The following is a 21,439-nucleotide window of genomic DNA, read 5'->3' as shown; positions in this document are numbered from 1 at the left end:
CCGTCGCTGATTGGCCCGTAGTATGTCTGCTTGGGCCCATCGCCGAGACTGCTTCGGCTAGGATGGGCCATCGTTCGTGACCAGACTGCGACATCGATGAGAACGCCTACTGTATGCTCTTCAGTCTAATGGAGGCCGGCTTGGTAAGAAAACACATTTCGTCGGGATCGTATCTTGAGCCTGAGATCGGCTTCAGCCGCGCGGTACGAGTCGGTCAATTCGTCGCCGTTTCTGGGACTGCGCCGATCTTAGCGACGGGTGGCACTGCGGCACTAGGCGATGTTCATGCGCAAACGTTCCGCTGTCTTGAAATCATTGACAAGGCTGTCACTGAAGCGGGCGCGACAATGGCGAACATCATTCGGACGCGGATCATGCTAACGAATATCGGCCGTTGGCGCGATGCTGCTCGCGCGCATGGTGAGTTCTTTCGTGACATTCGACCAGCATGCACGTTTGTTCAGGTGTCTGGCTTCATTGATCCCGATTGGCTCGTCGAGGTCGAGGCGGATTGCGTGGTGGAATAGGCAAGGGCCGGCGTAGCTTGGGAAATTCGCTCTTGGTCTAGATCGGCCAATTGAGGAGCTGGGCTCGACTTCTGCTCTTGATGCTGTGGACGGCTCCTCCACCGGCACGAGAGAAGGAGTGGGTGCCGTTTTGAGGCTCCCACGATTCGGAGGAGCAGCCTATGCAGTCAATTTCGACGATTGGCCTTGATATTGCGAAGTCGGTCTTCCAAGTGCACGGCGTTGATGCAGCCGGCCAGGTGGTCGTACGCCGTCAGTTGAGGCACCGCCACGTCTTGGCGTTTTTCCAGAATTTGCCGCCATGCCTGGTGGGGATCGAAGCTTGCGCATCATCGCACCATTGGTCCCGTGAACTGCAGGCGTTGGGGCATACGGTGCGATTGATGCCTCGGGCCTATGTGAAGCCCTACGTCAAGCGGCAGAAGAACGACGCTACGGACGCGGAGGCGATCTGTGAAGCGGTGACGAGGCCCAACATGCGGTTCGTGCCAACCAAGACAGTCGAGCGACAGAGCTGTCTGATGCTTCACCGAGCGCGCCACCTCTTCATCCGCCAGCAGACCGCGATCATCAACTCGATCCGCGCCTATCTTGCCGAGTTCGGGATTGTCGCACCTGTTGGGCGGCGAGGCGTCGAGCAACTGCTGGAAGTCGTCGCCGATAAAGCCGAAGACCGAGTCCCGGAGGTCGCCCGGATGTGCCTTGCTGCTCTTGGCGGTCAATTGCGCGCGCTGAAGGCTCAGATCCTGGAGTTCGACCGCCGCATCATCGCCTGGCATCGATCAAACACGACGAGCAAGCGGCTGGACGCGATCCCTGGCGTCGGTCCGGCGCTGGCAACAGCGCTGGTCGCCAGCATTGCCGATGCTAAAGCCTTCCGATCCGGACGGGATTTCTCGGCCTGGGTTGGTCTCGTGCCAAAGCAGAGCTCGAGCGGGGGCAAAGACAAGCTTGGCAGCATCAGCAAGCAGGGCGATCGCTATTTGCGTAGCCTGTTCACGGCTGGCGCGCTCCCTGTGATCCGCTACGCCAAGATCCATGGCACCGATCATCGGCCATGGCTCACGCGCTTGTTGGCCCGGCGGCCCACCAAGATCGCGGCCATCGCGCTTGCCAACAAGCTCGCCAGGATGGCTTGGGCGATGATGGCGAGGAACGAACGCTACCAGGAGCCGGCCGCGCTGGCGGCCTAAACGAGATCGCGTCGAGCATATCCGGCGTGACGTAACGGTTGGGAAGGACGAACAGCACGTAATGCAGTGCCGGTCGATCCGGCGATCAGGACAACCCACATGGGCCATGGCATCTCGAATGCGTGCGTTCGACCGGGACCTGATCCGCGGAGGGCATTATGGCCAGCGGTCACGTGTACCGCGCGAAAAGGCCGAACACATGGCTGCTCCGACCAATCCTGCAGGGTGAAGATTCTTCTTGCCATTCGCTCGGGCGTCTTGATGTCGGCAATGAGGGGTAAGCCGGACGCGGGCCTGATCGCGCAGAACCAACGCGATTGACCAGCACCGGACCTCGTCAAGATTTCACTGCCCGCGGCGGCGGGTCTCCGATACGACACAGGATATAGTTACATTTCTTGTTTGAACTGCTTAACTCTCTAATCAACTAAAAAACATTTCGAAAAAATCATAGGAGCCGCAATGTCCTCTCCAGAAGAAGATGATCGGCGCGAGTTTTTAAGATCCTGCGGCAGGTTCGCCTGCGTAACACCTCCGAAGATCACAGCCTTGCTTTCGACCTCACTTACTAGCAGCGCAATTACCACCTCCGAAGGCCGGGGTCGTGTATGCCTAATAACCGGCGAACTTGCTTCGGCAGGACGATCGGATCAATGCATTGCTGAAGCAAAGCGATACCGCGACAAGGCTGCCGAGGCAGAACAACTGGCTGAACTCGCGGTAACGGCGGCCCGTCGCCAAACACTGACCATCATCGCTCGCACTTATCTCCGGACGGCGGCGCAGCTGGAGAGCGCCGCGGAAGCGGAGCGATTCCTGACAGCTTCGTGCTCGCGATAGCCTCGGATGGCACTTCTTGGCGCTGCCATATTGTTTGGCGAAAGGACGGTCAGATCGGCGTAGCTTTCGGCGAGTAACGTCGCATCAGCTAAACTCCCGGCGGCCCCTGAACGATGTCAATATGACATGGCGGTCAGGCCCAACGGTGATCACTATTGTGGAGCTCTTTTGAGCTCCGCCCTGATCGGTCGGCGGCGCAAGGTGCAGTTGGCCTCCGTACCATTCGCCGGGCAGAAGCGTATTGTCCTTGATCACAGCCTGCTCGAGCACGGCCATGTTGCGGTGGCCTGTCTCGATAGTGGCAGAAATCATTGCTTCATTCTGCGCCGCCGCATTGCTTTGAGCGATGGCCGCTGCCGTCGGACTGTAGAAGGTGCCGGTGCGGCCGCTGGGCGTGGTGTAGCTGCCGTATCCGGCGCGGGAGGCGCTGTATGCGTTGGCGCCGGCGGCCACTCCTGTGTCTGATGTCGGGCAGGGCGCCGATGCATCGTTGACCGAAGGGCAGGAGCCTAGCACGTCGGTCCAGCGTACGATCATCTCAGTCGCAGGTGGCGCTCCTGATGCCGAAGAGGATAATGAGGACGTGGCCAAGCCTCTGCCGGACCGTCTCATCACCGAGCTGACAGCGCATCGTACGCTGGCATTGCGGGATACGCTGGCAGAAAATCCTGCGGTCGCGTTTCAGGCGGTGCTGCATAACTTCGTGCTGACAGCCTTTTACCGGTTCGCATCGTCCGGAAGCTGTCTTGAGATCAGCCTTCGCACGCCGAACTTTCCAGCTCAAGCTCCGGGGCTGAGGGAAAGCGTCTCGGCCAAAGCTGTCGAGGCGCGACATGAGTCCTGGAAGGCGCGGTTGCCCAAAAGCGAGAACGATCTCTGGGATGCGCTGACGGATCTTGATGGTAGTGCACAGGCATCATTGTTCGCCCACTGTGCATCATTTGCCGTCAACGCGGTCTATGAGCCGGCCAATCGCTACAATCAGGGGCGCATCTCCGCTCACGGTGTCCGCAGCCGTCTCGACCAGGCTGATGTGCTGGCGCGCGCGATCGGACTCGACATGGTTCAGGCTGGCTGGCGACCAACCGTCGATAACTATCTCGGCCGGATCACCAAACCCCGAATTCTGGAGGCGGTGCGAGAAGCCAAGGGCGAGTCGTCGGCGCAACTGATCGACCATCTGAAGAAGGCCGACATGGCCAAGGAGGCCGAGCGCCTTCTGGATGGCTCGGGCTGGTTGCCGGAGCCGCTGCGTCTCGTCGATCCCGATGCGGCGCCAGTGGAGCAGGAGGGCGATGCGGGCTCGCTGCCCGAATTCCTCGCCGACCAGGAGGATCAGGAGACCGCAAGGCTTTGCTTGGCACATGCCGCCTGTGGCCTCGCGCGACGATTTTCCGAGGCCGGCGAGACGATAGCTCGTCTTGGTGGGAGATCGGAAGGCTGAAGGGGCACGCCCAAGCATACTATAATACCATCGATATTAAATGTAATTATCTATTGAAAATTAAATGGGTGTCGGATTTAATTTGTCTTGGCATCTTCAAACCTCCTCCAGTGGCGGTGGTGAGGTGCTTGCGACGCCAAAATGATTACTCAGGAGTACTATGGAATTGGCATTTGGGGTCCGCAAAGTAACGTACAGTAAGCGCGAACGACCGTCATGGCGCTATCTGTTGTTGTGGTACGCCCTTTCGACCGCTGTGCTTTTGGTGTTTCCGCACTTGAATTTCGGCGTCGCATTGTGGCGGCTGCCCGCGACCCAAACGCACCCTTTTGGCGCTTTAGTCGCGGCCTTTGTCCTAAGCGCCGCTTGTACTATCCCGCTCCGCCATTCATTGCGTGGATGGGGTTTGGGATGGGCCATCGTTTCAACCATGGCTATTTTCGGTGCAATATTCCTGGGATTTTTGCTCACCAAAACCGATTATTCCCGCGCCATTACGCTTGGCGTCTTCATGTCAGCTTTACTGCTTGTTCCGGCGCCGTACTTGGTCGGAAGGTCGGGTCTCTGGTTGGCTCCCTTCCTTGGCGGGGTCGTGGCCGTGGCAGCAACCACTTCGTTCGCGACGCGATTTACCGAGGTGTCGGACACGTCGACGTTGATCAAAACCGAGTTCTATAATCTGGATGTTCATATTTATCCGACAGTTCTCCCGAAATCCGCGGTGCACGGGGGCGCGCTGGCCCGGATTGGCGATCGTTATCTCCTCTTGACTGGAGACGGTCATCTTCACGTCTTTAACTGGGAAAGTGGCCAGCCGACCATTGAGACGCTCCCGTACCGGGTGCCCATCAACGGCGCGGCGTTCTCCGCTGCTGCCGGACGTCCCTGGACCGATGGCTCCAAGTGGGTGGCAGAAGAGGCCCAAAGACGGGAGACCGGGAATGAGGTTCTCAATACCGAATGGTTCCGAACGTATGGCTTACTAGTTCAGGAGGTTGGAGCCAGCACCCGCATCTTCGTCTCGCACGCTTATTGGAACGTCGCTCAAGAATGTTGGACCGAGCGGGTCTCAGTGCTTGAGTCGAACCGCGCCGCAATTTTCCGCGGCGAAGCTGGTCTCGTATGGAGAACTCTCTACGAAACCACACCCTGTCTGCCAGTGCGTGGCGAACACCGCCGGCGCGGCATTCCGTTTGTCGGTTATTTTGGTGGAGGCCGGCTGGCCCTCCTCAATGCGGAAGCGCTACTGTTGGCCATAGGTGATTTCGGTTTTGACGGGCTTGCCTCGGTTCATGCTTATGCGCAGGACCCGACAGCTTCGTATGGTAAAACGGTGGCCATCAACATCGCTGATGGCCGCTCCACACTTTTCACGTCGGGTCACAGGAATCCGCAGGGCCTCTACGTCGATCGGTCTGGGACGATATGGGCGACGGAGCATGGTCCGCAAGGCGGCGACGAACTCAATCGGCTAGTCAAGGGCGCAAATTACGGCTGGCCATATGTTACCTATGGAACGGATTATGGGTCGTTCTCATGGCCCCTCAACGAGCCTGAAGGGGAGCAGGAGGGCTATGAGGCTCCCGTCTTTTCTTGGGTCCCCTCGATCGGAGTTTCTAACCTGGTCGCGGTGGAGCGCGGATTGTTTTCGCAGTGGCAGGGCGATCTTTTGATCGCCTCGCTTAAAGCGACGACACTGTTTCGCGCACGCGTACGCGATGGTCAAATCAAATACCTCGAACCGATCGCGATCGGAAGTCGCATTCGCGACCTCATCGAGGGCCATGATGGCAGCCTCATACTATGGACGGATGATCGGAGGTTGATCTCGCTTCGTCCGCAGGAGCGCGCTACAGGTGAGGCTCTTTTTGCCGAGAAGTGTGGCAGCTGCCATCAGTCGAACCTGATCAATGGGAACCGGATCGGACCAGATCTGATCGGCATCGTCGGCCGTCAAGTCGCGTCGGTCGAGAGCTATCCTGATTATTCGTTAAGTTTGCGCCGGCTGGGAGGCGTATGGACCGAACAGCGCCTCGACCAATACCTTGCAGGACCAAACACCTTTTGTCCCGGAACGAAGATGGACTTCGCGGGTGAAGTCAGCGCAAAGGAGCGCCAAGCCATCATCCGTTACCTGCGTACCCTCTGATCGGTCAAATGGCGCGACCTTCCGCCGGCTCTCAACTAAAACATTCGAGACGATACGAGCTGAAATTATTGCCATTGCGTGGTGGGATGTTATCGCACCGGTCGGTCCCCCCAACCGACGTCACCCACGTTGAGGCTCCATCGGTTGGGACATTCGGGACATGCTGGGGCATGTCCCGGTTTTGTCCCATTCGTCCCGTTTTGTCACCGCTCGTGAGATTACTACCCGGCAGAGCCCGCCGCAGGCGCCGCCCTTGTCTCCACGACTCCGGTCTCCGTGGTCGGGGATGCAACCGCGGGGGGGAGATCCATCAATCCCACGGCGCCGCGCGCCGAAGCGCGTATTTCCTCGAGAGATCAGGCTGTTGAGAGCCGGTGCGCACGCGCGGGCGCTTCAGGCGCCGCGCTCACGGGCTTGCGTGCCAGTGTCGGATGACACGGTTGTTGCTCATGACGCTGATGGCCACGATGCCGAACCGCGCCAGATCGATACTCGTGAGATCGATTGCGTCGGCACGGATCATCGCGCATCCTTATGCGCGCCGGCAGGGTTGAGGTGATAGTCATGGCGGGTCACCTCGCCTGGATGATTGCGACGATTCTCCGCAATCTCTCCAGATGCCAGGTCATGACCTGGTCGTCGGTTTCCCGGAAGGTGGTGCCAAGCAAGCAGTCTTCGATAAAGCCGCGATCCTCCGTGCACAGGTCGAAACGACGATGGAAAGCGAACCAAGCCATTGACTGCCAATTATCAGGACGCGGTGGTGGCGGCCCCCATGTCACTTGGCGGTGCGGTGGTGGTGCCGGCGGCTTGAAGCCGGTTTCGGTGGCATTGGCGAGATCGTGGAGGTCTTTGCCGACGGCGGCCAGCGCGCGCTTGAGCGCGCTGACAGTGGCCAGCACCTCGCCGTCCCTGTCGCTGGCGAGCAGGCGGATCAGCTTGGTTATCTTGGTGACGTCGACCTCGGCGGTCTTCTTGGTGCGCGAGCGGCGCGGAAGCTTCTGCGTCGCTGTCATCGCAGCACCACCTCCGCACTTTTTGCGGCTGGTGCTTGTGCTGCCTCTTGCGATTTCTGAGGGCTGGCCTTAAGTGTCGGGTGTTGTGGACGTGAATGCTCTGGCGAGAGCGAATTTACTGGCGAGAGCGAATTTAGAAGGGCGTGGTCATTGGCGTGACCGCGCCCTTTCACATTGGGCGGTGGCATTTGCTATTTTCCTTTTCAGTCTATGTTTCATTCGATGTTTTCGGATCATGAGCTTGGTCTCCTTGGTTTGTGGGAAGGTGCTGCGATGAGGGCGCTGCGAACGCCTATGCTTTATGTGGTGACGCCGTTGCCCTGAGGCGAATCTGAATCGGCGAGCGGCGCCGCAAGGCGCGTCTTCGCGGTCAATAGCGCTTCAATAGTAAATCGCGCTTCGTTCCGCGCACGTTCGGTCATCGTTCTGATCTCCGAAGTGGCAAAACTACTGCTTTTTCAGCGCTTTCTGTGCTCGGGTCCTCGTTTACACCGAGAGGGTCCGCGGTTCGAATCCGTGACCGCCCACCAGTCTTCGCTTTGCGGGGCCAAGCAGGCTGCCATGCCGGGCGACCAATTGGAGCATGGCATCAGCGCAAGCGTCCATTCGGTCGCGGCTGGCTGGTTCGTTCGAAAGGCTGCAAACCTCGGTCGGACATGCCAACGGCTCCGTGGAGCGGTCACGTGCCCCACAGTGGCGCGTCGTCATTCCCGATGGAAATGTCAGGCCGTCTTGGTAAATAGTGTCAGGACACCTTCGGCAATGTTGATCGCAACGACCTGCGACGAAGTCAGCCCCTTCGCCTTCAGCGCGGACGCCGCCTGGGGTGTTGCATCAATCGTTTTCCGGAGCGACTGAATATCGTCATCGCTTGTCTGTGCGACGATTTCATCGACCTTCGAGCGCACGGCTGGTTGCAGGTCCTTGATGTCGATGACCTGGATCTGACGGATGACGGTGCTCTGAGCGGGCGATGATTCTGTTCCCGGTTGCGACGATGTTCCTTGCGCCTGCACGAAGGTCGGCGTCCCGAAGGAGAGGGTTGCGATGATGAGGGGGCCCATGATGCTGCGCATGGTCATGCCTTTCCAAGGTGAGCAACCTGAAAATGCTATCCACGAAATCTGGTTGTCGTCTGCTTCTGATGGGGCCATTCGGTGAAAGCTATGCGACCACAATGCGAGCACTTCCTGCCGGAAGCGCGGCCAATTCTCGACAGCAGCGGCTGTGTGGTCCTTGCAGAAAATTGCGCTACGATCCGGGCGGGGATCCGACCAGGTGATCCCCCGTAATTGCGGGACGGGCGGATCGACAATGCTAGGGATCAAAGACCTGATGGAACAGCCGAGCGGACACGAGCAGAACGCCGACCAGATCGCCTATTGGAACGGCCCGAGCGGGCAGCGCTGGGCCGATCGCCACGTGGTGCAGGAGAAGCTGCTCGGGCCGATTGCCGATGTACTGATCGACCGCGCCAAGCCGAAGCCGGGCGAGCGTGTCATCGACGTCGGCTGCGGCTCCGGTGCGACGACGGTGGCATTCGCGAAGGTAGTGGCGCCTGACGGCTTCGCGCTCGGCCTCGACGTGTCCGAGCCGATGCTGTCGCAGGCGCGGGCTCTTGCGCCAAAGGGCCTGCCGCTCGAGTTCGTGCTGGCGGATGCGACGGTGCATCCGTTCGAGCCGGCGAGCTTCGATCTGCTGGCATCGCGCTTCGGCGTAATGTTCTTTGCCGACCCTATTGCGTCCTTCATCAATTTGCGTCGCGCGCTGAGGCCGACAGGGCGGCTTGCTTTCGTCTGCTGGCGCGAGCCGAAGGAAAATCCCTGGATGATGGCGCCGCTGATGGCGGTCTACAAGCATGTGCCGAAGATGCCGCCGGTCGGGCCGGAGGAGCCGGGCCCGTTCGCCTTTGCGTCAGAGGAGCGCGTGACGCGCATCCTGAAGGGTGCAGGCTTCGCGGATGTGGCAATGGAGCCGCATGATCTCGCGATGGACATTGCGATCGGCGGCGGTCTCGATGCCGCCGTCGACGGCTCGCTGCAGATCGGTCCGGCCAGCCGCGCGCTGCAGGGCCATCCGGCCGAGACCTATGAAGCGGCCAAAGCCTCGATCCGCGAAACGCTCGCGCCATTCCTGAAGGGGCAAAGCGTGGTGCTGCAAGGCGCGATCTGGATCGTGACGGCGAGGGCTGCGTAGGCCCGTTTTCTCCACACCCGTCATTGCGAGGAGCCCGCGACAAGATTGCGAAGCAATTTGCGCTGGCGACGAAGCAATCCTGGATCTTCCCGCGGCGGCAGCCTGGATTTGCTTCGCTGCGCTCGCAATGACGACGTGGATGGTTCCTCACACCATATCATCCGGCGCGAGCGCGCAGCCATTGTCGGGATGCGTCTCGACCTGAAGCGTGGTGTGGCCGATGCGGAAGGATGACTTGAGGAGTTGCGCCGTCTGCATCAGGAATGCGTCGTCCGTGCCGGCGGGCATGACGAGGTGGCAGGTCAGCGCCGTCTCGGTGGTCGAGATCGGCCAGACGTGGAGATCGTGGATCCCTGAGACGCCCGGCCGCGCCAGCAGGAACGCCCTGATTGCCGCCACGTCGATGGCTCTTGGCGCCGCCGCCATGGACATGTCGATCGAGCCGCGCAAGAGGCTCGTCGTGCTCCAGAGGATGGTGGCGCAGATCACGAGGCTGGTGACGGGATCGAGCCAAAGCCAACCCGTCCAGACGATCAGTGCCGCCGAGACGACCACGCCGAGCGAGACCGCGGCGTCTGCGGCCATGTGCAGGTACGCGCCTTCGATGTTGATGTCGTCCTTGCGCCCGCGCGCGAACAGCATGGCGCTAAAACCGTTGATGAGGATGCCGATGCCGGCGACCACCATCACCGTCACGCCGGCAACCGGCTCCGGCTGGCGCAGGCGCAGGATCGCCTCCCAGCCGATCGCGCCGGTTGCGACCAGCAGGAACACCGCATTGGCAAGCGCCGCGAGGATGGTGGAGGCGCGCAGGCCATAAGTGAAGCGGCCGCTCGGAGCGCGGCGTGCTGCAATCGAGGCGCCCCAGGCCACCACCAGGCCGAGCACGTCGGAAAGGTTATGGCCGGCGTCGGCCAGCAGGGCGGTGGAGTTGCCGAGATAGCCGTAGGTCGCTTCGGCCACGACCAGTGCTGTGTTGAGCGAGATGCCGATCGCGAACGCCTTGCCGAAATTGGCGGGGGCATGGACATGGCCGTGGCTGTGACCACGATCATGGCCATGCCCGGCATGGTCATGATGGTGATGCCCGTGATGATCGTGGCCAGCCACCTCTAGCGCTCCGCGGATGCCGTCAAATCAGGCGCCATTGTAGGCGCTTCGGGCGTCACGTCACGACGGAAGAGGACGTAGAGCGCCGGCAGCACCAAGAGCGTGAGCACCGTGGAGGAGATGATGCCGCCGATCACGACGGTCGCAAGCGGCCGCTGCACCTCGGCGCCGGCGCCGGTGGCGAGCGCCATCGGCACGAAACCGAGCGAGGCGACGAGGGCCGTCATCAGCACCGGACGCAGCCGCGTCAGCGCGCCCTCGCGTACGGCATCCACGACGGATCGCCCCTCGCTGCGCAGCCGCTCGATGAAGGCGATGATGACGAGCCCGTTGAGCACGGCAACGCCCGATAGCGCGATGAAGCCGACGCCGGCGCTGATGGACAGGGGAATGTCGCGCAGCAGCAGCGCCGCGACACCACCGGTCAGCGCCAGCGGCACGCCGGAGAACACCAGCGCCGCATCCGCCGCCGATCCCATGCCCATGAACAGCAGCAGGAACACCAGAAGCAGCGCCACCGGCACCACGATCGTCAGCCGTTTGGTGGCGGACACCAGCTGCTCGAACTGTCCGCCCCAGCCGATGAAGTAACCCGGCGGCAGCTTGACCTTCTCGGCGACGGCGGCTTGCGCCTCGGCAACGAAAGAGCGCAGATCGCGCCCGCGGACATTGGCCATCACCACGACGCGGCGCTTGCCGTTCTCGCGGCTGATCTGGTTGGGGCCCGGCGCGATCTCGATTGCCGCAACGGAGGAGAGCGGCACGTAGCGTGGCGTCGTCCCGGATGCCCCCGGCCAGGCGGTTTTCGTGACGGCCGCGATATCCTCGCCTGGCGGCAGCGGGATCGGCAGCGACTTGATCGTATCGGGATCGGCCCGCAGGCTTTCCGGCAGCCGCACCACGATGTCGAAGCGCCGATCGCCCTCGAACAGCTTGCCGACCGGCTTGCCGCCGATCGCGATCTCGACGAGGTTTTGCACCTCGCTGAGGCTGAGGCCGTAGCGCGACAGCGCCTGGCGGTCGAGCTTGACGGTGAGGATCGGCAGGCCGGCGATCTGCTCGGTCTTGATGTCGGCGGCGCCCTCGATGCCGCGAACCACGCCGTTGACCTGCTGGGCGATGCCGGCGAGCACGTCGAGATCGTCGCCGAAGATCTTGACGCCGACGTCGCTGCGGATGCCGGCGATGAGCTCGTTGAAGCGCATCTGGATCGGCTGGGTCATGCCATAGGCGCTACCGGGCAAGGTGTTGGCGGCGCGTTCGAGCTCGGCCACCACCTCGTCCTTCGGCTTGGCCGGGTCGGGCCATTCCTCGCGCGGCTTCAGCGTGACATAGGTGTCGGCGACATTCGGCGGCATCGGGTCGTTGGCGATCTCGGCGGTGCCGATCTTGGAGAAGATGGTCGCGACCTCCGGCACCTGCTTGATCGCCTTTTCCAGGCGGAGCTGCATGTCGACACTCTGGGTCAGGCTGGTGCCGGGAATCCGGATGGTCTCGATGGTGATGTCGCCTTCATCGAGGCTTGGAATGAACTCGCCGCCCATGCGCGTTGCGACGATGATGCTGCCGGCGACGATCAGCAGGGCGCCGAGCGCGACACTGCCGCGATAACGGATCGCGCGGTCGAGCAGGGGCAGATAGAGCCGCTTGGCGGCCCGCATGAAGACGTTCTCCGTCTCCGCGACCTTGCCGGTGACGACAATCGCAACCGCGGCGGGGACGAAAGTGACCGACAGCAGCGCCGCGCCCGCAAGCGCCATCAGCACGGTCAGCGCCATCGGCGTGAACATCTTGCCCTCGGTCCCGGACAGGGTGAGGACCGGAAGATAGACCACGGCGATGATGAGCGTGCCGAACAGGCTCGGCTTGATCACCTCGCCGCTTCCCATGCGGATGGTCTGGAGGCGTTCGTCCAGCGTCAGCAGCCGGCCGCGGCGGTGCTGCTCGGCGGCAAGCAGCCGCAGGCAGTTCTCGACGATGATGACCGCGCCGTCGACGATGATGCCGAAATCGATCGCGCCCAGACTCATCAGATTGGCGCTGACCTTGCTCTCGACCATGCCCGTGATCGTGAACAGCATGGAGAGGGGGATGACGCAGGCCGTGATCAGCGCGGCGCGGATGTTGCCGAGGATCAGGAACAGCACCGCGATCACCAGCGCCGCACCCTCGCCGAGGTTCTTCTCGACGGTCTGGATGGTGGCTTCCACCAGATGCGTGCGGTCGTAGACGGCGCGCGCGATCACGCCGTCGGGGAGCGATTTGGCGATCTCCGCGAGCCTGGCCTTCACGCGCTGGGCCACGGTGCGGCTGTTCTCGCCGATCAGCAGCATGGCGGTGCCGAGCACCGTCTCGCCGCCGTTCGCCGTCGCAGCACCGGTGCGCAGGTCCTTGCCTTCGCTGACCTCGGCGACATCGCGGATGCGCACCGGCACGCCGCCGCGCGAGCCGATCACGATGCCCCTGATGTCCTCGATATTGGCGACCTGGCCGGGAGCGCGGACGAGATACTGCTCGCCGTTGCGCTCGATATAGCCGGCGCCGACATTGGCATTGTTGGCGGCCAGCGCGGTCATGATGTCGCGGAAGCCGAGCTTGTAGCCCATCAGCTGACCCGGAATCGGCAGCACATGGAACTGCCGCTCATAGCCGCCGATCGAGTTGACCTCGATCACGCCGGGAATGGTGCGCAGCTGCGGCTTGATGATCCAGTCCTGGATGGTGCGCAGCTCCGTCGGCGTGAACTCGGCACCCGCCGGCGACTTTGCGCCGGCCTTTGCCTCGACCGAGTAGACGTAGATCTCACCGAGCCCGGTCGAGATCGGCCCCATCGCGACCTCCGTGCCTGCAGGCAATTGGTCCTTCGCCTGCTGGATGCGCTCGTTCACGAGCTGGCGCGCGAAATAGATGTCGGTGCCGTCCTGGAACACGACGGTGACCTGGCTCAGGCCGTAGCGCGAGATCGAGCGGGTGTAGTCGAGCCTGGGCAAGCCGCCCATTGCAGTCTCGAGCGGAAAGGTGATGCGCTGCTCGGCCTCGAGCGGCGACAGCCCCGGCGCGTGCGTGTTGATCTGGACCTGGACGTTGGTCACGTCAGGCACGGCATCGATCGGCAGGCGCGTGAAATTCCAGGCGCCAAGGGCACCGGCCGCGAGGGCGAGCAGGACCACGAGCCAGCGCTGGCGGACCGAGAAGGCGAGGAGGGCGTCAATCATGATCGGCGTCTCCCTTGCCCATCTCCGCCTTGACCACAAAACTGTTCTCGGCGACGTAGCGCTCGCCGGCCGAAAGGCCCGCGCGGATCTCCACGAATTTCGGATCGGAGTCGCCAAGCTCCACCGGGCGCGCCTCGATCTTGTCGCCATCCTCGCGGACGAACACGATGGTCTTGTTCTCCAGCGTCTGGATCGCGCTTCGGCGCACGGCAACCGCGACATTGCGCGCGGCGAGGATCAGCCGCGCCGTGACGAACAGGCCGGGACGAAGCCGGCCGTCGGCGTTGGCCAGCACCACCCGCGCTAGCGCGGTCTGGGTCTCGCTCGAACCGATCGGCGCCATGTAGGAGATGGTGCCCTTGATCTCGCCGCGGCCGTCGTCGGGATCGATCAGCACCTCGTCGTTGATGCGGACGCGCCTGAGGTCCTGCCGGTAGATCGACAGATCGACCCAGATGGTCGAGAGATCGGCGACCACGAAGGCCGGTTTCTGCTCGGAGGCGTATTCGCCGAGCGAGATCTGCCGCTCGATGATGGTGCCGGCGATCGGCGCCTTGAGCTCGTAGACGGTGAGGCTCTGGTTGCTCTCGATCGCGGCGAGCAGATCGTCCTTGCCGACCTTCTCGCCGATGCGCTTCAGGATGGATTTGACGACGCCCGGAAAGCGCGGCGTCACCTGCACCACCGTTTCCTGATTGGCGCGCAGGATGCCATTGAAGGACAGCGTGTCGGTCAGTGTGGCGCTTGCGGCCTCCGCCAGGCTCACGCCGGCGGCTGCCAGCTTGACGTCGGAGATGCGGATGCGGTCGGCGCCGTGCTCGTCCTGCTCGACATGGTCGTTCGGCTTCTTCTGTTCGGAATGCTCGGTATGCTCGGTGTGTGCGAGCTTGGCCGGGGCGAGCCGGGAATAGCCGTAGGCGCCGAGCGCTGCGGCAACGATGGCGATGAGAATGGTGGAGGAGGTCCTCATCGTGCGCTCTCCCGCGCCAGCGTGAAGGGGTTGCCGACGAGGCCTTCGATGGTCGCGACCCCGGCATGGAAATTCTGCAGCGCCTCCTGCTCGCGCAGCCGCGCCTGGGTGACGCTCGCCTGGGCATCGAGCACCTCGAGCAGAGTGAAGCGGCCCTGTCCGTAGCCCTGCGAGATCGCCTCGGACGCTTCGACGGCCTTCGGGATCGCGATCTCGCGCAGCACCGCGAGCTCGCGCAGTGAGCCCTGCAGCGAGTCGTAGGCGCGCCCGGCGATCACGACCAGCGCGTTGCGGTTGGTCTCGCGCTCGGCGCGCGTCTTGGCGAGGCTCTCCTGCGCCGAAAGGATATTGCCCTGGTTCTGGTCGAAGACGGGGATCGGCACCGAGAGAGTGAGGCGCACGGCATCGTCATTGGTCTCGTTGAAATGGCGCCAGCCGGCGGCGATCCGCACGTCTGGATAGGGCTTGAGCCGCGCCAGCAGCAGCTCGGCATTGCGCTGCGCGTAAACGGCGGTCCAGCGCACCAGTTGCGGATTGGCATCGATGGCGGCGACCACCGACTGGAAGGTCGGCGGCTTGCCCGTGGTGTCGAGCCGGCCGGAGACTTCGCCGAATTTCGCGGCGGGATCGCCCATCAGCACCGCGAGCTCGCGCCGGGCACTCGCCAGCGTCGCCTTGAAGCGCTCGCGGTCGGCCTTCACCAGCGCCGAGGCGACCTCGGCGCGGCCGGTCTCGGCCGGTGAGGAGGCGCCGGCCTCGACGCGGCGGCGGAGCAGCGGCGTCAGGCGGTCGATCGCCGCGATCTGCTCGTCGAGGATCTGGATGCGCCGCTGTGCGCCGAGCACGCTGAGGAAGGCGATCGCGGTCTCCGACAGCACCTCCAGCCTGACGGCCTTGCGCTGGATCGCCGCGACCTCGACCCCAGCCGCCCCGGCTGCAATCCGCGCGTCGCGCTTGCCGAACAGCTCGAAGGCCTGGCTGATCTGCAGCGTGGTCTCCGCCGATCGCGTCCCGCGATATTTGCCGGAGCCGAATGAATCGTCCTGTTCGTAGGACAGTTCCGGATTGAGCAGCGCGCCCGCCTGGATGCGCTGGCCCGTGGCGATGCCGACGTCGCGCTCCGCCGCCGTCAGCCGCGGGCTCGCCGCCAGCGCGCGCGACAACGCGCTGCGCATCGTCAAAGTCTGGGCGTGAGACGGAGCTAGCGCCACTTCGGCAATCAGACACGCCGCCGCGCACGCGAGGCGCGCAGCCATTCCCCTGCGAAACATGAAACCGACCTGTGAAGGATGAACCTAACGGGCGCGGGCCGCCCGACCAATCCGTTCAGGCAGTATGTTTGGGAGGCGGGGAGTCGGTATCCAGGACAATTCCGGCGAGCCTGGGTGCACGTTGCGGGCTCGCTGCGGACGCGAGCGTGACCGATGCAGTCAATGGCGCCGGCTGCGTCACCGTCAGTGAGAAGCAGCCATGGCAGTGATGGCTGCCGATGACCTTAGGGTCGCCGTGGCCCGGGGGGCCATCAAGGACCGTAGCGATCTCCGAGCCGCCGCCGGGCGTGGTCACGTCGATGTCGTGCGAGCCGTGCAGCGTGCTCGCGAGCAGGTAGACCACCGCGATCAGCACGGACAGCAGCCCGCGCCAGTTGCGCGAGCGGCAGGATCCCGAGGGCTGGCGGTTTGCGAGCACGACGTCACTCTGGTTGCGGTCTGTGCTCGGCCTAGCATGGGCGCGGGAACAGTGTCGACCCGCAACATTGTTACGTCCTTGGAACAATTGCCGCACCGGTGGATACGTCGCCAGCGCCTATCACTGGCGGATAATGACGCGCCGATGCGGGGCCATGGCTCCGACCGTGGGGGCCGGCTCCGGAGCGTCGCTGCCGTCGTCAGCCTCCATGGTGATGACGGCGTGACAGCTCGCTTCCATCGCCTGTTCCAGCCATTTGATGGCTTCGTCAATCCATTGGTCGTGGTGCTCGGGATCGGCGAGGGCCTTCTCCCGAAATGCATTCGCCTGATGCAGGCATGCCGTTCTGCGATCCACGCGCCTCTCCCGACCTGGAGGTTCCGCCCCGTCGCATCATCAATGATCCTGGCCCTTGCGTCGTTAACATGGGACAGGGACAGGCAAAGCTGGCCGCAACGCGGAAAGGCCCCAGCCGGACGAACCGGCTGAGGCCTCATGTGCTCACATTCTCTATCCTTGGGACTTGAGCGGATAACCCGCATCTTCCACGTTCGTTCCAGGCGATCCGTCCAATTTGGAACGTTCCTCATACCTCGCGATTAGCGAGCAGGAGAGACTGAGGAGGACGGACAATGGACGGACTGATTTATCTGATCGGCTTGATCGTCGTCATCATGGCGATCCTGTCGTTCTTCGGCTTGCGCTGAGAGCACCGCAATGACGGTTGAAACTCTCATGCGGGAAGAGGTCATGGAAGGCGGCATGGCGGGCGAGGCTCCTCGAACCATACAGTGGAGTTCCGTGTTCGCAGGCGCGCTTGCGGCGGGCGCAATGTCGTTCATCCTGGTGAGCTTTGGTGTTGCCATCGGCCTTGGCGTCAGTTCGGCTTCGCCGACATGGCGCGATGCCTCGGCAGCGCTGGCGCTGCTCTCGGGGCTGTATCTGATCATCCAGGCCATCATCAGCTTCGGCTTCGGCGGTTATATCGCCGGCCGGACAACGCGACCGGCGCCGGCGCCGGCCAAGATCGAGGACGATGACGAGCGGCGCGACGGCTTGCATGGCCTGACGTCCTGGGCTCTCGCTGTGCTCCTGGGCGCAGCTCTGCTGGCTCTTCTTGGCGCTGCTGCGATCGATCGTTCGCCGATGCGCAGCTCGGCGAGCAACACGTCCGCGGCCGAGCCGCTGTTGAGCTATGAGCTCGACAAGCTGTTCCGCGCGCCGCGCCGCCCGCCGAACACCGATCTGAGGGAAGGGCGCGCGGAAGCGGGACGGATCCTGATGACGTCGTCCAGCCACAGCGGTGTCAGCACGGACGACCGGACCTACCTCGTGCAACAGGTCGCGGCTGTGACGGGCCTTGCGGCACCTGACGCCGAACGGCGGGTCGACACCCTGATCGCAGAGTCAAAGACGGCCATCAACCGTGCCAGGCGCAACTCGATCATCGTTGCGTTCTCGGTCGCAGCCGCGACCCTGGTCGGCGCCGCGGTGGCATGGGCTGCCGCCGTCGCCGGTGGACGGCATCGGGATGGAGAGCCATTGCCGAACTGGATGGCGAGCGCCAACCGCTTCCATCGCAATCCGCGCGCGATGCCGGTGCCGTAGGATCGCTCGCACAAGATCGTGTCGGCCGCTCTCGTTCGTGGAGGCGACCGACTTCCCCGGCTATCACAGGGTGGGTGGTGGCGCTTGCGTTCGCCGCGCCAGGCCAATAGCTGCATCGCAATCGAAAACACGATCAGCGCCGTCATCGAGCGGTCGTACAGCAGGCCGGTGACGATGCTTCCGGCCAGCCACCCAACCCCATAACCTGCATAGTACAGGCCGAACGCCAGGTTGCGCTTTCCCTCGGGAAGCACCTCGGCGACGAGCGCCTTGAGCAGGGTGTCTTGCGTCGCGTAGCCGACGCCCCACAACAGCATGCCGACGAGCACCAGTTGAAAGTCGCCGAGGAACACGAGCGGTGAGAACGGGGCGGAGAGGCACACCGCGCCGATCACCACGGGGAGACCGAGGTGATCGTAGAGCCTGCCCAGGGCGAGACTTGCGAGCACGCCGAACGCCGTCGAGGCCGCCAGCAAGACCGGAATCCACTGCTCGGATGCGATCTTCGATTTTGACAGATGGTACGAGATCAGCTCGAAGCTCATGAGGCCGGCGGCAAACAAGGCGCCCGCCAGCATGTACAGCCAGTACGGACGAGCGAAGCTTCGCGCCGGCGCCGTTTGGCCTTGCTCGAGCCGCGACGGCAATGGGAAATTCACGCGTGCGACGGCCAGCGCGAGGAGCGCGGATACGGCGGATATCAGCAGAAGCGCATAACCGGTCCGATAATCTCCTTTCAGGAGCAGGACCAGGGCGATCAGAAGCGGGCCAAGGGTGGCCCCGATCTCGTCCAGCGCGGTGTTGACGGCGTAGACCCATCCCTTGCCGAGCTCGCCCGTCGTGTAGGAGAGCATCGCCTCGACCGTCGGCTTGCGCAACGCGCGTCCAATTCTCTCAGCTAGAATGAATGCGGCTGCCGTCTGCCAATTCCAGGCAAGCGCCATGGCTGGGACGGCAAACAGGTTGATGACGTAACCAGCGAAAGTGATGAGCCAATAGCGACCGGTGCGGTCTGCGAGATAACCAGCACCGAGCCGCAGCGAATAGCCGAGAAACTCACCCGCACCGGCTGTGATGCTGACGGCCGCCGCGCTGGCGCCGAGCGAAGCCATGAAGGGACCATTGATGCTCGCGCCGCCCTCGTAAGTGACGTCGCCGAACAGATTGACCACGCCCATTGTCAGCACGAAAGTGAAAGCGGGCGAGGCGTGCGCGGAAACTTTTTTCATAGCCCTGATCCTGCCGGGCTGGGGAGCCGCCGCTTACTGCGGCGTGAACTGCGCGAGGTCACGGATGCCCATCGTCTGCTCGAGTGCTGCACGCGCGTGCTCCTCCGGTGAGGTCGGCGACCCCGCCTGGTCGGGCCATGGCGTCACAGCGGCGCTCTATCGGGGCATTCCGAGGCGGACGGGCGGTAACCGCCGGCGCATCGGCCGGTTCCTAGGCTCGGCCGCACCGGCGCGTTGTCGGGATGGGCGCAGTGGGAGGCCATCGTTCGCTCGGCCGCGCGCGGTGGCCGGGCCTGGTCGGTATGAGACCTAGGCCCGTTCCTCCCAGATCATGGCCAGATGCACGATCGTCTGCACGGCCTTTTCCATGTCCTGCCGGCTCACCCATTCGAGCCGCGAATGAAACGCGTGCTCGCCGGCGAAGATGTTGGGGCAGGGCAGGCCCATGAAGGACAGGCGCGAGCCGTCGGTGCCGCCGCGGATCGCGGTGCGCATCGGGCGCAGACCGGCACGGCGGATGGCTTCGATGGCGTATTCGAGAACGTGCGGGTGACGATCGATCACCTGCTTCATGTTGCGATACTGCTCGCGCACCTCGAACTTGTAGGTCGAGCGCGGATAGTCCTTCATCACGTCCTTGACGATGGTCTCGAGCAGGACCTCCTTCTCCTTCAGCCCTTCCTCGGTGAAGTCGCGGACGATGAAGGAGAGGGTCGCCTGCTCCAGCGCGCCCTCGATGCCGATCGGATGTAGAAAGCCCTGCTTGCCCGAGGTCGTCTCCGGCGAGCAGCCTTCCTTCGGCAGGCGCTCGATGATGGCGGCGGCGATCTTGATTGCGTGCTCCATCTTGCCCTTGGCATAGCCGGGATGGGCGCTGACGCCATTGATGGTGATGGTGGCGCCGTCGGCCGAGAACGTCTCGTCCTCGACGCAGCCGGCGCTCTCGCCGTCCATGGTGTAACCGAAATCGGCGCCCAGCTTCTTCAGGTCGACATTGTCGACGCCGCGGCCGATCTCCTCGTCCGGCGTGAACAGGATCTTGATGGTGCCGTGCTTCACGTCGGGGTTGGTGAGGAAGAAATGCGCGGCATCCATGATCTCGGCGACGCCGGCCTTGTTGTCGGCCCCCAGTAGCGTGGTGCCGTCGGTGGTGATGATGTCGTTGCCGATCTGGCTCTTCAGCGCGGGGTGCTCGGCGAAGCGGATCACCTGGCTGGTGTCGCCCGGCAGCACGATATCGCCGCCGCGATAGTTCTTCACGACCTGCGGCTTGACGTCCTTGCCGGTGACATCGGGCGAGGTGTCCATGTGCGAGCAGAAGCAGATCACCGGCACCTTCTTTTCGGTGTTGGCCGGGATGGTGCCGTAGACATAGCCAAAATCGTCGAGATGCGCGTCCTCCACGCCCATCGCCTTCAGTTCGGCGGCGAGCACGCGGCCGAGATTCTTCTGCTTCTCGGTCGAGGGCGAGCTGGGGGATTCCGGATCGGACTGGGTATCGATGGTGACGTACCGCAGGAAGCGCTCGGTCACGGTATGCGAAAAGGAGAGGGAGGACATTTCTGGTCAAACCGCCGGGTCTTGGGGAGCAGGTCTTGGGAAGCAGGCGGTATATCAGAAAAGCGGATCATGATGCGGCGAGAACGAGATCCGGTCAGGCCTAATGAATCGTAAGTGCTAGATCGCCTCTTTCAGTTCCTTTACCGGGCGGAACGCGACCTTCCTGCTGGCCTTGATGTGAATCGCCTCGCCGGTGGCAGGATTGCGGCCGGTGCGGGCGGCGCGCTTGCGGACCTGGAGGATGCCAAGGCCCACGATACGGACACGGTCGCCTTTCTTGAGGTGCTTGGCGATCAGGTCGACCATGTCGGTCAGAACGGCCTCGGCGTGCTTTTTTGACAGGTCCTGGCGCTCCGCAATATCGGCGGCGAGGTGCTTGAGCGTGATCGTGGCGGGAGCGGCTGCCTTCTTCGCCGAATCCTTCTTCGCGGAATCCTTCTTAGCCATGAATGGCCTCCTCGGGTTATCCACTGACGGGGGAACCCCTGGAAAAGCCGAGAATGCGGGGGTCCCTCTAAGTCCTTTCAGGCGTAGACGATTCGGGCGCGGGCTGACTATGCCGAGAGTTCCCGGCGAACCCACCGGCCGGGCAGATTACGTGGACTACGTGCAATAGCCACTTGAGTGCCTAGAAGTTGTGCCGTTCCATACCCGCCGAACGGATCTTCGGCGGGGAGGGATTGTTGTCTGAGG

General features: G+C 63.1%; 17 protein-coding genes and 2 pseudogenes. 6 read left to right on the top strand and 13 right to left on the bottom strand.

All coding sequences use genetic code 11. From position 1 onward, the window contains the following. Nucleotides 1–140: 140 nt before the first annotated feature. Together P6U28_RS15220 and P6U28_RS15215 are read left to right on the top strand one after the other, a co-directional pair. On the top strand, nucleotides 141–527 hold the full coding sequence (locus tag P6U28_RS15220; RefSeq protein WP_208738534.1) for a RidA family protein: 387 nt from the start codon (nucleotides 141–143) through the stop codon (nucleotides 525–527). A gap of 161 nt (nucleotides 528–688) precedes the next feature. Then, entirely contained in the window at nucleotides 689–1,720 is a 1,032-nt protein-coding gene (locus P6U28_RS15215; RefSeq protein WP_407122596.1) for an IS110 family transposase, read from the top strand. 924 nt (nucleotides 1,721–2,644) lie between these two features. Here the strand turns inward: P6U28_RS15215 and P6U28_RS15210 are convergent. Next, nucleotides 2,645–3,013 carry a hypothetical protein gene (locus P6U28_RS15210; protein ID WP_407122595.1) on the bottom strand — a complete coding sequence of 123 codons (369 nt, stop codon included), beginning with the start codon at nucleotides 3,011–3,013 and terminating at the stop codon, nucleotides 2,645–2,647. Nucleotides 3,014–3,023: 10 nt separating this feature from the next. Here P6U28_RS15210 and P6U28_RS15205 point away from each other — a divergent pair. After that, nucleotides 3,024–4,004: pseudogene (locus P6U28_RS15205) on the top strand (DNA-binding protein); the annotation flags it as partial. A gap of 160 nt (nucleotides 4,005–4,164) precedes the next feature. Further along, the gene (locus P6U28_RS15200) at nucleotides 4,165–6,153 is read left to right on the top strand and encodes a PQQ-dependent sugar dehydrogenase (protein ID WP_407122594.1); all 1,989 of its coding nucleotides are present in this window, start codon (nucleotides 4,165–4,167) and stop codon (nucleotides 6,151–6,153) included. Nucleotides 6,154–6,725: 572 nt separating this feature from the next. Here P6U28_RS15200 and P6U28_RS15195 read toward each other — a convergent pair. The 3 genes from P6U28_RS15195 to P6U28_RS15185 all read right to left on the bottom strand — a co-directional run bounded on the left by P6U28_RS15195 (nucleotide 6,726) and on the right by P6U28_RS15185 (nucleotide 8,251). After that, nucleotides 6,726–7,169, bottom strand: a complete 444-nt coding sequence (locus tag P6U28_RS15195; protein WP_407122593.1) for a hypothetical protein — start codon at nucleotides 7,167–7,169, stop codon at nucleotides 6,726–6,728. A 299-nt stretch (nucleotides 7,170–7,468) separates the two neighbouring features. Then, nucleotides 7,469–7,591, bottom strand: a complete 123-nt coding sequence (locus tag P6U28_RS15190) for a hypothetical protein (protein ID WP_407122591.1) — start codon at nucleotides 7,589–7,591, stop codon at nucleotides 7,469–7,471. Between the two features lie 300 nt (nucleotides 7,592–7,891). After that, nucleotides 7,892–8,251 carry a hypothetical protein gene (locus tag P6U28_RS15185; RefSeq protein WP_122402984.1) on the bottom strand — a complete coding sequence of 120 codons (360 nt, stop codon included), beginning with the start codon at nucleotides 8,249–8,251 and terminating at the stop codon, nucleotides 7,892–7,894. A 253-nt stretch (nucleotides 8,252–8,504) separates the two neighbouring features. On the opposite strand from P6U28_RS15185, the gene P6U28_RS15180 reads away from it, so the two are divergent. After that, the gene (locus P6U28_RS15180; RefSeq protein WP_407123074.1) at nucleotides 8,505–9,365 is read left to right on the top strand and encodes a class I SAM-dependent methyltransferase; all 861 of its coding nucleotides are present in this window, start codon (nucleotides 8,505–8,507) and stop codon (nucleotides 9,363–9,365) included. Between the two features lie 147 nt (nucleotides 9,366–9,512). Here P6U28_RS15180 and P6U28_RS15175 read toward each other — a convergent pair whose 3' ends face one another. The 6 genes from P6U28_RS15175 to P6U28_RS15150 all read right to left on the bottom strand — a co-directional run bounded on the left by P6U28_RS15175 (nucleotide 9,513) and on the right by P6U28_RS15150 (nucleotide 16,706). After that, nucleotides 9,513–10,475 carry a cation diffusion facilitator family transporter gene (locus P6U28_RS15175; RefSeq protein ID WP_407122590.1) on the bottom strand — a complete coding sequence of 321 codons (963 nt, stop codon included), beginning with the start codon at nucleotides 10,473–10,475 and terminating at the stop codon, nucleotides 9,513–9,515. A gap of 2 nt (nucleotides 10,476–10,477) precedes the next feature. After that, nucleotides 10,478–13,690 carry an efflux RND transporter permease subunit gene (locus P6U28_RS15170; RefSeq protein WP_407122589.1) on the bottom strand — a complete coding sequence of 1,071 codons (3,213 nt, stop codon included), beginning with the start codon at nucleotides 13,688–13,690 and terminating at the stop codon, nucleotides 10,478–10,480. Next, the gene (gene ihpB / locus P6U28_RS15165) at nucleotides 13,683–14,660 is read right to left on the bottom strand and encodes a divalent metal ion exporter adaptor subunit IhpB (protein WP_407122587.1); all 978 of its coding nucleotides are present in this window, start codon (nucleotides 14,658–14,660) and stop codon (nucleotides 13,683–13,685) included. Before ihpB ends, P6U28_RS15170 begins: the two co-directional genes overlap by 8 nt. Further along, nucleotides 14,657–15,931, bottom strand: coding sequence for a divalent metal ion exporter subunit IhpA (gene ihpA / locus P6U28_RS15160; protein WP_407122586.1), 1,275 nt, complete (start codon nucleotides 15,929–15,931; stop codon nucleotides 14,657–14,659). The genes ihpB and ihpA overlap by 4 nt, the downstream gene beginning before the upstream one ends. Nucleotides 15,932–15,986: 55 nt before the next feature. After that, on the bottom strand, nucleotides 15,987–16,349 hold the full coding sequence (locus tag P6U28_RS15155; protein WP_407122585.1) for a hypothetical protein: 363 nt from the start codon (nucleotides 16,347–16,349) through the stop codon (nucleotides 15,987–15,989). Nucleotides 16,350–16,469: 120 nt separating this feature from the next. Next, nucleotides 16,470–16,706 (bottom strand): hypothetical protein, encoded by a 237-nt coding sequence (locus P6U28_RS15150; protein ID WP_407122584.1) that lies wholly within the window; start codon nucleotides 16,704–16,706, stop codon nucleotides 16,470–16,472. Nucleotides 16,707–17,066: 360 nt separating this feature from the next. On the opposite strand from P6U28_RS15150, the gene P6U28_RS15145 reads away from it, so the two are divergent. Continuing rightward, a complete protein-coding gene (locus P6U28_RS15145; RefSeq protein WP_122402990.1) occupies nucleotides 17,067–17,957 on the top strand; it encodes a hypothetical protein in 891 nt (296 codons plus the stop codon). An 86-nt stretch (nucleotides 17,958–18,043) separates the two neighbouring features. Here the strand turns inward: P6U28_RS15145 and P6U28_RS15140 are convergent. From P6U28_RS15140 to P6U28_RS15130, 3 genes and pseudogenes are all read right to left on the bottom strand, one after another. Continuing rightward, a pseudogene (locus P6U28_RS15140) lies at nucleotides 18,044–19,069 on the bottom strand (MFS transporter); the annotation flags it as partial. 426 nt (nucleotides 19,070–19,495) lie between these two features. Next, entirely contained in the window at nucleotides 19,496–20,746 is a 1,251-nt protein-coding gene (pepT, locus tag P6U28_RS15135; protein ID WP_407122582.1) for a peptidase T, read from the bottom strand. A gap of 117 nt (nucleotides 20,747–20,863) precedes the next feature. Further along, nucleotides 20,864–21,193, bottom strand: coding sequence for an HU family DNA-binding protein (locus P6U28_RS15130; RefSeq protein WP_407122581.1), 330 nt, complete (start codon nucleotides 21,191–21,193; stop codon nucleotides 20,864–20,866). Between the last annotated feature and the right edge of the window lie 246 nt (nucleotides 21,194–21,439).

This window comes from Bradyrhizobium sp. STM 3561 (assembly GCF_045571455.1).
Lineage (GTDB): Bacteria > Pseudomonadota > Alphaproteobacteria > Rhizobiales > Xanthobacteraceae > Bradyrhizobium > Bradyrhizobium vignae.
The sequence above is the reverse complement of the archived record's forward strand: the minus strand, read 5'-3'. Positions and strand labels throughout refer to the sequence as shown.